Here is a 12,258-nt window from a genome sequence, read left to right on the forward strand (position 1 = left end):
ATGAGCAAGCAACTGATCGCAGGAGTAGATATTGGGAATTCATCAACAGAGGTAGCGATTGTAGAAGTATGCGGAAATGAGGCCGTATTTTTAACTCAGCATCTTGTCCCGACGACTGGGATTAAAGGAACGGTTACTAATATTAAAGGAATCAAATCATGTCTGCAGCTAGCTATGTCAAAAATTAATCGAACTATTTCTGAGATTAATATAGTTCGAATCAATGATGCAGTACCAGTTATTGGCGATCTCGCCATGGACGTCATCAGTGAAACGATCATTACGGAATCTTCTATGATCGGTCATAATCCGGATACGCCTGGGGGAGAAGGAATTGGGATTGGTCAAACCATTTTGATCGAGCAATTGCTGCAACATGCCGAGGAAAATAAACCCTATATTGTAGTAGTGTCAAAGAAATTCGATTATGAATGGGTAGCCTATCAGTTTAATAAATTTGAAAGACAAGGGATCCAGATCAAAGGAGTCATCGTACAGAAGGATGACGGGGTTTTAATCCACAATCGCCTGCAAATGAAAGTGCCTATCGTAGATGAAGTGGCCATGATTGATAAAGTGCCGATAGGAAAAAAGGCAGCAATTGAAGTGGCGCCTCCTGGACATGTCATTCGGATGCTCAGCAACCCTTATGGACTCTCCACTGTATTTGATTTAACCCCTGATGAAACGAAACAAGTAGCGCCTGTTGCCAAATCATTGGTCGGAAATCGTTCGGCCGTCGTGATACGGACACCGGCGGGGCAGATCGCAGAGCGGAAAATTGAATCAGGAAGCGTCACAATGGTCGGCAATAGGATGAGTGTGAAAGTTGACGTCAATGACGGTGCAGATGAAATTATGGGATGCTATAAAAAAATAGGTGTGTTGAACGATGTGCAAGGTGAACAGGGAACGAATGCGGGTGCGATGTTAAATGGTTTGCGCCAAGATCTGGCGGAAGTAACGGATCAAAATATGCATGAAATTCGTATTACAGATTTACTTGCAGTAGATACAAAGATTCCTTCTTCTATTCGCGGAGCACTGGCGGGTGAAATCACTATGGAAAGCGGAGTGGGACTCGCTTCAATGGTGCAGACTAAAAAGACTTCCATTCAAACCGTATCTTCATTATTGGAGGAAGAGCTTGGAGTGTCAGTTGAAGTGGGTGGAATTGAAGCAGAAATGGCGATAGCCGGAGCGCTGACAACGCCAGGAACGGAAAGGCCAATCGTCATCTTGGACATGGGCGGCGGTTCAACGGATGCAGCGACGAATGATGAAAATGGAATGATTCAAACGGTTCACCTGGCAGGAGCTGGAGATATGGTGACGCTGCTGATCAATACGGAGCTATCGCTTCATGATCTTGAGCTGGCAGAGAAAATAAAGAAATATCCTCTTGGAAAACTACAAAGTCTCTATCATATGCAATTGGAAGATGGGACGTACTTGTTTTCCGAGGAATCTCATCCACCTGAAGCATTTGGAAAAGTAGTTATTCGAGAAGAGAAGGGTATCACTCCTTTGCCGATCCGCCATTCACTGGAAAAAATTCGTACGATCCGACGAGAGGCTAAACGAAAAGTATTTGTTACGAACGCCATTCGTGCACTAGAGCAGGTACTCCCTACCCACAATATTAGACACATCTCTTTTGTAGTGATGTTAGGTGGATCCGCGTTGGATTTTGAAATTCCCGAAATGATCAATGATGAGTTATCCAAATATGGTATTGTCGCAGGCTTCGCAAACATTAGAGGAACAGAGGGACCTAGGAATGCGGTGGCAACGGGGCTGGTCTTATCTACTTTGAAAAGGCGTAATGATAGGATATGAAACACAACACAGTATGTATCCCCGTCTTTTTATCGGAATCAGTAGATCAACTGCTTGCCAAAGAGGTATGTGCAGGGCTTGAGGAAGAAGGAGTTCCATATGCCTGTAAACAAATTTCAGAGGAAGGATTCAGCTTTACTTCTTTGCAAGTCAGCATTCTAATCCGAAATGAACATGCCATATCAATCTTTCATGAAAAACTACCTAATCGTCCCTATTTAATAGAAAGAAAACAAAACGGCAGAAGAGCAGGACAAAATGCTGCCCGATTAGTAAAAGGCCTGCCATTATTTCTTGAGGAGGAGTATGATGACAGAACTGAATTTAGAGACAGCAAAAAAAATGATTGAACAGGCTGAAGAAAAAGCTAAAGAAATTAAGGTTCCTATGGTGATTACCATTGTAGATGGCGGTGGGAATTTATTGGCATGTCATCGAATGGACCAATCCTTATTAGCTAGTATTGATATTTCACAAAATAAAGCATGGACTGCCGTTGCGTTACAAATGCCAACTTCCCAATTGTATGATGCAGTACAGCCTGGCGGAGAACTTTTTGGAATTAACACTACGAATAATGGAAAGATTGTAGTGTTTGGAGGTGGAATTCCTATAAAGAGTGGTGATCGAATTATCGGAGGCATAGGCGTCAGCGGAGGTTCAGTCGCTGAGGATACTGAGGTTGCAGAAGCTGGTCTTGTATAATCAACTTAATATATTTCCTTAACCCTCCTGTTGGTTTACATGAAATAGACTGGAGGGTTTCTTGAATTGTCTGAATTCATAATATAGTCTATAATGAAAGGAGCTAAATAGTTCGAGTAAGGAGGAGAGATCGATAAAATTATTAGTTGTCGACGATGAACCCCTTGAAAGAGAAGTTTTGCTCGATATTGTAAAAAAAAGTAATCTTGGTTTTATTGAATGTTTGGAAGCTAAGAATGGTTTACTGGCCGTAGATATTGCAAGTACTACTCTTATTGATGTCATGTTAATAGATATCAAGATGCCTAAAATGGATGGTCTTACTGCCGCTAAGCTCATTAAGAAAATGAATCCGGAGATTAAAATCATATTTCTAACTGCATTTAATGAGTTCGACTATGCATTGCAAACCATTAAGATCGGTGTAGAAGACTATTTATTAAAACCAGTTCGTCCAGAGGAGTTGGTGGGGTCTTTAACAAAAGCTATCGCGTGTACAGACATGCAAGAAATAGAGTTTTCATCTACTCAGATTATTGATCAGTTGATCAACTATATAAAAGGTCATTTGGAGGAGAAACTGACATTAAAAGATCTATCGCAACAAGTTCATCTGCATCCACAATATTTGAGTCGCTTATTTAAACAAAAAATGAATAGACCACTTACTGAATATATTACATCTACACGTCTTGAGAAGTCGAAGGAATTATTGCTTGATTCTCAATATACGATCACGGAGATTAGCCGACTTTGCGGGTTTTCTGACTCTAATTATTTCACTAGAGTTTTTAGAAAACAAGAAGGAATTCCGCCCAGTCACTATCGGAAAAATGAGCAGTTACTGAAAAAAGAACGAGTGAAAAAGACATATATTCATAGCATTATATAGCGCGTCAGAACTGACTCAGAAAAAGGTGGTATATATGATAAAGAGCTTACGAGAATTTGTCGATATAGACCAATTGCAAAAACTGCAAGAGCAATTTGCTGAAGCGATGGGAGTGGCAGTATTAATTTGTGATGCACAAGGAGAGCCGGTGACCAAGCCGAGTCAGTTCACAGCCTTTTGTAAATATATTCGGTCATGCAGCGAAGGACAAAAGCGTTGTATACTGTCTGACGATAAAGTGGGCAAGTTGGCAGCAGAGAGCAAACGACCGGTTATTCACCGTTGCCATACGGGTCTTGTGGATTTTGCTGCGCCTATCATACTGCGCGACGAATATTTAGGTTCGATTCTTTGTGGACAAGTTCTTATAGAAGATGAGGAATTAGAGGAATTGCCAAAAATAGAGATGGACTTGGCGGATTTGCCATTAGATCAAGAGATGCTGCAGAAATTCTTCGATCAATTAGATCGAAAAAACAAAAGCCGAGTCCAGTCAATTGCTGAATTACTCTTTGTCACTGCTAACTACATAGTGAAGTTGGGCGATGCCCATTTAACAGCACAAGAATTATCGCTGAATAATATAAAGCTGTTGGAAGAGTTACAGTACCGCTCTGAATTGGAGAAAATGCTAAAGGATACTCAATTAAAAGTACTCCAATCTCAAGTTAATCCGCACTTTCTTTTTAATACATTGAATACGATTTCACGGTTAGCCTATATGGAAAACGCAAAACAAACCGAGGATGTAACGTATTCATTAGGGAAAATCTTACGTTACAGCCTGCGCAATATAGATCAGCTTATTCCGCTAAAGGAAGAAATTGAACACCTCGAATATTATCTTTCCATCCAACAAACACGCTACCGTGATCAAATTAAGATTGTAATAAACATAGAAGATCATCTGTTAGATTATAAAATTCCGATATTTACTTTGCAGCCAATCGTTGAAAACTCAATTGTCCATGGATTTGAAAGCACTGGTGATGCTATAACAATAATTGTAGAAGCTTACACAGAGAAAGAAAAAATCGTTATCAATGTAATAGATGACGGCGTGGGGATCGAAGAAAATTCCACGAGTATTCCACTATCCAAAGGAACAGGTCACACCACAAGGATCGGTTTAAATAATGTAGATAAAAGAATCAAACATGCCTTCGGTTCACAATGGGGGATTGCCAGACTGGAACAGCTTTCTCAAGTGGGGACTTTTGTTCAGTTGCATATGCCCTGGTTAGTGAGCTTTATTATCTTCTTTCTGTTATGGAAAGCTGAATAACTAAAAAATATCCGGTTGTTCACCACTCTTTTCGAGATCTTGTTGAGTAGGATAAAGCCCTCTATCGAACGATCGGTTAGGGGCTCCTCGCATATGCATGTCTTTCAACCACTTAAATTGTGTGATGTTTATATTTTCAAAATGTCAGAGAAGAGACTGTTTAAACTCTTAAGTAAGAGGATTGTGAGGAATTGAATACAATTATTTTCATAGAGACATCTTTCTTGGATACTGATATTAATTTGGACACTAATCATCGTATCAGAAAAGGTGTCCTTTTTTCTATGTTTATATCAATAATATTAGGATAATCAGCAATTGTAATTTAGTAATTACTTATTAAAGGTTCCGTGGGATAAAGTCTTAATAAGGCTTTCTTAAACTTAACTGTTAGATAAAATTAAGTATCCTATAGGAAAACTTTAAAATAATTACGGCGATTTTTTCAAAGTTATTTAAATTTAATATAGTATTGCGAATATTTTAAATGAATGTTAAGATATAAATCAATGAATCTAAACGTTTACATTTTAATATACTAAACGTTGAAAAATCATCGGAAATCTATAAAAAAATGTTTAAATAAATCTAAACGTTTACATATAGAGTTTTTGGAGGTATTTGTTTATGCGTACTGAGTCAAAACCAACTATTCAAGATGTGGCAAAGCATGCGAGTGTGTCTATTGCAACAGTTTCTAGAGTTATCAATAATCAGGGCGGTGTACGGGCAGAAACAGAAAAAAGGATTGTACACGCGATCAAGGAGCTGGGCTATGTCCGAAACGCGGTTGCCCGAAGTATGAAAAAGAAAGAAACGAAAATGATTGGAATTATAATTCCTGATATTAATAACCCGTTTTTCCCTCTTGTTGTATCCGGGATTGAACAGCAAGCTAGAAAAAAAGGCTATTACACGATGTTGAGTAACACAAGTGAATCACCGATTGTTGAAAGTGAGATTATTAATATTTTAGTGGAGCGGGGAGTCGATGGGGTAGTCATCACAACAGCAGATGAATATGGAAAACAGTTTCAAATTTTACAAGAACAAGGTATTCCGGTTGTGGCACTAGATAGAAGGATCAATGAATATAATTTTGATTCTGTTCTAATTGACAATATTGATGGAGCCTATCAAGCTACCAAGCAATTAATCCTGCAAGGGCACCAAGATATTGCTATTATTTGCGGACCGCATAGCACGACACCGGGACGAGATCGCTTTGCAGGTTACTTGAAAGCGCTTTCGGATTATGAGATTCCACTCAATGATCAATTTGTCGTACAAGGTAGCTTTTCTGAAGAAGGGGGTTATTCTGCTACACGTACTCTAAATGAATTAGAAGTTAGGCCGACTGCCATTTTCTCTTCAAACAATTTAATGTCTATTGGTTGCATAAAAGCGTTACAAGATCTGGAATGGAGGCTTGGAGAAGAGGTAGCATTTATAGGTTTTGATGATATAGAAATTGCGACTTTTACTAAACCAAAACTATCTGTTGTTTCCAGACCTATGAATGCATTAGGGGAGTTGGCATTTCAATTGTTACATGAGCGAATTCTTGCAAATGAAGTCTTTTCGCCCCGGAATTACTTATTGTCACCAGAATTAAAAATTAGAGAATCTTGCCGTCTAGGAAATATACGGCTGAATCATAAAAGGAGCTGATCATCATGAGAAAAGGATCAATTTTACACCCAACTTTGAATCAATTGCTCACAGAGACAGGTCATACCGATACGATTGTTGTAACAGACGCCGGTCTGCCGATTCCGGTGGGTATTCCACAACGGATTGATTTGGCATTAAAAGAAGGAGTTCCAAGATTTCTTGATGTTCTTGACACAGTGGTAGGGGATTTATTAGTAGAAGGAATTATCTTAGCGGAGGAGATAAAAACTAGTAGTCCGGAGATGAATGAAGCGATTCTGAAGCGATTTCCTAACGTGCCGGTTGAATATGTTCCCCATATTACATTCAAAGAAAAAACGGCGCATGTTCGAGGTGCCATAAGGTCTGGAGAGTTTACATCTTACGCAAATATAATCTTGGTTGCAGGCGTTGCTTACTAAGGGCCAAGGAGGTGCGCATATGGAGCAGGCAGTTTTAGAAATGGTCGGAATTTCAAAAGAATTTCCTGGAGTGAAAGCATTAGACGGAGTATCTATTCATGTGAAGCGTTCGGAAATTTTAGCATTACTTGGTGAAAATGGAGCAGGTAAGTCGACGTTAATGAAAGTATTAGCCGGCGTTCATCAGCCGAGCAGCGGTCAAATTAAAATTAATGGAAAAGAAGTATCAATCCATGGACCAAAACACTCTCAGGAGCTGGGTATTAGTATCATCTATCAGGAGTTTAATTTAGTACCGCATATGAGTGTAGCCGAAAATATCTTTTTGGGAAGAGAACCCAGATTAATTACCGGGGTAATAGACAGAAGACGTTTGAGGGATGAGACGAGACAATGGCTGGAGAAGGTTGGGCTAACAGCATTATCTCCTGATACTCTGTTGGCTAATCTGTCCATTGCAGAGCAGCAGCTAGTGGAAATTGCCAAGGCACTTTCATTTGAATCGAATATTATTATTATGGACGAGCCGACGGCAACTTTGAATGAAGAAGAAACAGAGAAGTTACTAAATATTATGAGAGATTTAAAAAAGCAAGGGTTTGGTGTCATCTTTATTACCCACCGATTGGAGGAAGTGGAAGAAGTAGCGGATCGAATTTCTGTCCTGCGTGATGGTAAGTACATTGGAAGTGAATCCATTAAAAATATTACTAGGCATCAAATGGTCACAATGATGGTTGGTCGGGAATTAACGGACTTATTCCCTAAGCTTCAAGGACCGTACGAGGAGCCCGCGTTAACAGTAGAGCGCTTGTCTGTAAGGGAATACTTACATGATATCAATTTCACTATAAAAAAAGGAGAAATTCTTGGGATAGCCGGTTTAATGGGTTCTGGGAAAACTCCCCTATCGAAAGCACTGTTTGGTCTTTATCCTCACAAAGAGGGGACTATAAAGGTTGGTGGAAAGACAGTTAATACACCGCGCGAAGCAATCGATGCGGGAATTGCACTTGTTACCGATGATCGAAAAGATGAAGGCTTGGTCTTAGGAATGTCCGTTTATGAAAACTTGCTGCTCCCTTCTTATCGAAGAATTTCGTCCTTTGGTGTTTTGCATAAACGTAATAAAGAAAAAATTGTTGATCGATGGATTAAAGCCTTAAATATTAAAGTGCATCATTCCTCTGTAGAAGTTGGCACGCTTAGCGGCGGAAACCAGCAAAAGGTAGTGCTTGGAAAATGGCTGCAAATGGATCCTGACGTTTTAATTTTAAATGAACCGACAAGGGGTATTGATATTGGGGCAAAAGCAGAGATATATCAAATCATGAAAGAGCTTGCAGAACAAGGAATTGCGATTATTTTAATATCCTCTGATATGCCGGAGTTACTAGGGTTAAGCCATCGCATATTGGTTATGAGTGAAGGTACTATTACAGCTGAATTGGACAAGGAACATTTTGATCAGGAAACGATATTCCAATATGCAGCAGGAGGCGAATTACATGTCTAATGATGTAACAGTCAGTAAACAGGAAAAAAAACAAAGTTTAAATAAAATAGACTGGCTTAGTTTTCTGGAAAAGTATCGGGTTGTACTAATTTTTTTCCTTCTTTGTATTGTGGCAGGTTTTCTATCTGACGCATTTTTCACGACAAGCAATATTATGAACGTTTTAAGACAAGTGTCTATTATTGCAATTATTGCTACCGGAATGACGTTGGTTATTTTAATAGCAGGAATCGATTTATCAGTCGGTGCAGTGATGGCCTTTTCCGGAGCAATATTGGCCGGTGTATTAACTGCAGGATTGCCTTTATGGGTCGCTATCCTTGCTTCTACAGTTGTCGGCTTGTTGTTCGGTTTAGTTAACGGGGTCATTGTCTCGAATTTCGGGGTTCCATCTTTCATTGCCACGCTCGCTATTATGGTAATTGCTAGGGGAATGACCCTTGTCTATACAAAAGGTTATCCGCTTGTTGTTAGCAATGAAGCATTTCGCTTTATCGGAAGTGGACGAATTTTTGGAATCCCAGTGCCGATTATTATTATGTTTGTAATTATTGGCCTGATGTTTTGGATATTGAGATACACAAGTTTTGGAAGATATATTTACGCGATAGGGGGTAATGAAGAAGCAGCTATATTAGCTGGTATCCGGGTTCGATCCATAAAAGTTGCAGTATTCGGTATTGCGGGTTTTCTATCAGCTATCTCTGCCATCATTTATACATCTAGACTCATGTCAGCTCAACCGACAGCCGGTACAGGAATAGAATTGGATGCCATTGCCGCTGTCATCATTGGAGGTACAAGTTTAGCAGGCGGGAAAGGAGGAGTCATTGGGACGTTAATCGGGGCCTTGATTATGGGGGTGCTTGATAACTTATTAAATCTAATGAACGTCTCGCCATTTTATCAGAATATCGCAAAAGGGCTTGTTATCTTGATTGCTGTTTTAATCGACAGTAGGTTTTCCAAATTAAAACGCTCATAAGGGGAGAGAATGATGAAAAAATTAATGAGTATGTTTGCCGTTGTATTGACACTGGTGTTGTTGGTTGGCTGCAGTATGGACGATGAGGCCTCAGGTAAAACGGAAAAAGAAAAAGGTTCAAATGACAAGTTAAAAGTCGGTCTTTCTATGAACACGTTGAACAATCCATTTTTCGTAGCTGTAAAAGAAGGAGCAGAAGCGCAAGCGAAAGAACGAGATGTTGATATTGTCGTGACAGACGCACAAAACGATCCAGGAAAGCAGCTTGCCGACGTGGAAAACTTGCTTCAACAAAACATTGATATTCTTATTATTGATCCAGCTGATAGCGATGCGATTGCACAGGCAGTTAAGAAAGCTAACGATTCAGATATCCCTGTATTTACAGTCGACCGTCAATCAAATGGTGGAGATGTAGCAACTCATATCGGATTCGATGCAATAAAGTCTGGAAATATTGCGGGCAATTATATGAGTGAGACATTGGGCGGAAAAGGTAATATTGTTGAGATTCAAGGGATTCTTGGAACAAACGTGGGGCAGCTTCGGAGTGAAGGATTTAACCAAATCGTAGAAGAAACCCCTGACTTTAAAGTCATAGCTCGTCAATCAGCCAATTTTGACAGAGGAGAAGCGATGAAAGTAATGGAAGATATTTTACAAGCGAATAAAGAAATTGACGGAGTCTACGCTGCAAATGATGAAATGGCGTTAGGAGCATTAGCGGCAATTGAAGCAGCTGGTCGTGTAGATGAAATTGTATTAATTGGCTGTGACGCTATTGATCCATCAATGGATGCAATTCGCGCGGGCAAGATGAATGCAACGATCGCAGAACCGCCTTTCTTCTTAGGGAAAGAAGCTATAGATACAGCTATCAAAATTTCTGACGGCGAAGATGTGGAGAAGGAAGTAATCTTAGATTCTAACTTAGTAACAGCAGACAACGTAGATCAGATCAAAACTAAATAAAAATTAGGTGAGAATATGGCAAATGTAATCGTAATAGGAAGCTATGTTACAGATTTAATGACACTGACTCCGCATTTACCGAAGCCTGGTGAAACCGTATTAGGTGGACCGTTTCAAATGGGACCTGGCGGTAAAGGGGCAAACCAAGCGACCGCGGCGGCACGTAGCGGATCACACGTAACGTATATGACCAAATTGGGAACTGACATATTTGGAGAGCAGGCATTGCAATATTTTAAAAACGAAGGTATGAATGTTGATTACATTAAACAGGACCCAACTGAAATAACAGGGACTGCACAAATCATTGTAGATCAACACAGTGAGAACAGCATTGCGGTTGCACTAGGGGCTTGCGGAAAAATCACAAAAGAAGATGTATACGCAACAGAAGAGAAGTTTAAAGGATCAGATATTGCCTTAGTTCAATTCGAAACGAGTATGGAAGCAATTCAAACAACGATCGAGCTTGCTTCTAAGCACCATGTGCCGTTAATTTTAAATCCAGCGCCTTACAGAGATTTTCCGAAAGAACTATTGACCAAAGTTTCTTATATTACCCCTAATGAAATCGAAGCTTCTGAGCTCAGTGGGATTAAGGTGATAGATGAATTATCCGCTAGAAAAGCTGCAGAGAGAATATATGAAATGGGGATTCCTCATATTATTATTACAATGGGGAAACAAGGTGTCTATCTCTATACAGGTGAGGGAACAGGTGAATTAATTCCGGCTTTTTCAGTCCATGCCATAGACACAACAGGAGCCGGGGACGCCTTCAGTGGTGGCCTCGCTCATAGCTTGGCAGCAGGCAAGGAATTGAAAGAATCCATTCGTTATGCAAATGCCGTAGCAGCACTTTGCGTCACGAAATTAGGAACAGCACCTGCTATGCCGCATAAAGAACAAGTAGAACATTTTTTAAAAGAAAGCGGTGAGGTCAAGAGTGACAGCTATTCATGAATATATCGATCATACGTTATTGAAGGCAGAGGCAACGAAAGAACAAATTGAGCAATTATGCAAAGAAGCATCAGAACATCATTTTGCTACTGTTTGTGTGAATCCTTTCTATGTTCCTATCTGTGTCGATCTATTAAAAGACACTGGAGTCAAGGTATGTACAGTAGTAGGCTTTCCACTAGGTGCTAATAAGCTTTCGATTAAGCGGCTTGAAGCAGAGCAGGCAATAGAAGATGGTGCGGAAGAAATTGATTACGTCCTAAATATTAGTGCAGTCAAAAACAAAGACTTTCTTTTTGTAAAAGAGGAAATGGAAGCACTTGCGAGATTAAAAGAGGAAAGACCTGATGTGGTCGTTAAATGCATATTTGAAGTATGTTATTTAACACCTGCCGAGATTGAAGAGTTATCTATCCTTGCGAAGGAGGTAGGGCTGGATTTTATTAAAACCTCAACAGGTTTTGGCTCTGGTGGTGCCACCTTGGAAGCTGTGCAGCTCATGGTCGAAAATTCCGGCGAACATGTACGTGTAAAGGCTTCTGGGGGTATCCGGACGCGAGATCAGTTTCAGAAATATAAGGAACTTGGAGTCTCCAGAGTGGGCACGAGCAATGGTATTGCTATAATATCGGGAACAGCGGGCGTGCAAAGTTATTAAAAGAGGAAACAGATTTCGTCAGGCGTGAAGAATTATAGCACGAACCTCTTAATTGGTTCGTGCTATTTTTGTGTGTGAATTGTGCGATCCACAGTCACCGATTTATACGTTGCCAATAACAGATAGACAGCGGCCGAACGCTTAATGCACATCCAGGCTATTCTGATCAGCAAACCGGCAAGCTTTTGATATCGTTGAAACGGATCAGAATTAACATCGAGATGCGGCTTCCTATGGGCAAACCCTAGCAGGAAAGTGGATGGTGGCCACTGCCCACTGCCGAGTATACCTGGGGATTTAAAAAGAGTAATGGATACTAATACTCTGAAAAAAGAATGACCCAAAAGTTGTCCTTTAATCGATCGATT

General features: G+C 40.1%; 12 protein-coding genes. All 12 read left to right on the forward strand.

Features of this window, described 5'->3' with window-relative positions:
* The 12 genes from MKX97_RS03215 to deoC all read left to right on the forward strand — a co-directional run bounded on the left by MKX97_RS03215 (nt 1) and on the right by deoC (nt 11,890).
* Nucleotides 1-1,839, forward strand: a complete 1,839-nt coding sequence (locus tag MKX97_RS03215) for a diol dehydratase reactivase subunit alpha (protein ID WP_342536949.1) — start codon at nt 1-3, stop codon at nt 1,837-1,839.
* Nucleotides 1,836-2,189, forward strand: a complete 354-nt coding sequence (locus MKX97_RS03220; RefSeq protein WP_342536950.1) for a glycerol dehydratase reactivase beta/small subunit family protein — start codon at nt 1,836-1,838, stop codon at nt 2,187-2,189. The genes MKX97_RS03215 and MKX97_RS03220 overlap by 4 nt, the downstream gene beginning before the upstream one ends.
* Nucleotides 2,149-2,544 (forward strand): heme-binding protein, encoded by a 396-nt coding sequence (locus MKX97_RS03225; RefSeq protein ID WP_078817103.1) that lies wholly within the window; start codon nt 2,149-2,151, stop codon nt 2,542-2,544. The genes MKX97_RS03220 and MKX97_RS03225 overlap by 41 nt, the downstream gene beginning before the upstream one ends.
* A 133-nt stretch (nt 2,545-2,677) precedes the next feature.
* Nucleotides 2,678-3,436, forward strand: a complete 759-nt coding sequence (locus tag MKX97_RS03230; RefSeq protein WP_342537475.1) for a response regulator — start codon at nt 2,678-2,680, stop codon at nt 3,434-3,436.
* 34 nt (nt 3,437-3,470) lie between these two features.
* The gene (locus tag MKX97_RS03235; protein WP_342536951.1) at nt 3,471-4,721 is read left to right on the forward strand and encodes a PocR ligand-binding domain-containing protein; all 1,251 of its coding nucleotides are present in this window, start codon (nt 3,471-3,473) and stop codon (nt 4,719-4,721) included.
* A 627-nt stretch (nt 4,722-5,348) separates the two neighbouring features.
* Nucleotides 5,349-6,392 (forward strand): LacI family DNA-binding transcriptional regulator, encoded by a 1,044-nt coding sequence (locus MKX97_RS03240; RefSeq protein WP_078817106.1) that lies wholly within the window; start codon nt 5,349-5,351, stop codon nt 6,390-6,392.
* A gap of 5 nt (nt 6,393-6,397) precedes the next feature.
* Nucleotides 6,398-6,796, forward strand: a complete 399-nt coding sequence (gene rbsD, locus MKX97_RS03245) for a D-ribose pyranase (RefSeq protein WP_342536952.1) — start codon at nt 6,398-6,400, stop codon at nt 6,794-6,796.
* A gap of 19 nt (nt 6,797-6,815) precedes the next feature.
* Nucleotides 6,816-8,312: a sugar ABC transporter ATP-binding protein gene (locus tag MKX97_RS03250; RefSeq protein WP_078817108.1), complete on the forward strand. Its 1,497-nt coding sequence runs from the start codon at nt 6,816-6,818 to the stop codon at nt 8,310-8,312.
* Nucleotides 8,305-9,297: a ribose ABC transporter permease gene (locus MKX97_RS03255; protein WP_078817109.1), complete on the forward strand. Its 993-nt coding sequence runs from the start codon at nt 8,305-8,307 to the stop codon at nt 9,295-9,297. The genes MKX97_RS03250 and MKX97_RS03255 overlap by 8 nt, the downstream gene beginning before the upstream one ends.
* Before the next feature lie 9 nt (nt 9,298-9,306).
* Nucleotides 9,307-10,269, forward strand: a complete 963-nt coding sequence (locus tag MKX97_RS03260; RefSeq protein ID WP_342536954.1) for a substrate-binding domain-containing protein — start codon at nt 9,307-9,309, stop codon at nt 10,267-10,269.
* A 15-nt stretch (nt 10,270-10,284) separates the two neighbouring features.
* Complete coding sequence (gene rbsK, locus MKX97_RS03265) at nt 10,285-11,232, forward strand: ribokinase (protein ID WP_078817111.1); 948 nt, start codon at nt 10,285-10,287, stop codon at nt 11,230-11,232.
* The gene (deoC, locus tag MKX97_RS03270; RefSeq protein ID WP_221835476.1) at nt 11,216-11,890 is read left to right on the forward strand and encodes a deoxyribose-phosphate aldolase; all 675 of its coding nucleotides are present in this window, start codon (nt 11,216-11,218) and stop codon (nt 11,888-11,890) included. Before rbsK ends, deoC begins: the two co-directional genes overlap by 17 nt.
* Nucleotides 11,891-12,258: the final 368 nt, after the last annotated feature.

It is taken from the genome of Sporosarcina sp. FSL K6-3508, from assembly GCF_038615825.1.
Lineage (GTDB): Bacteria > Bacillota > Bacilli > Bacillales_A > Planococcaceae > Sporosarcina > Sporosarcina newyorkensis.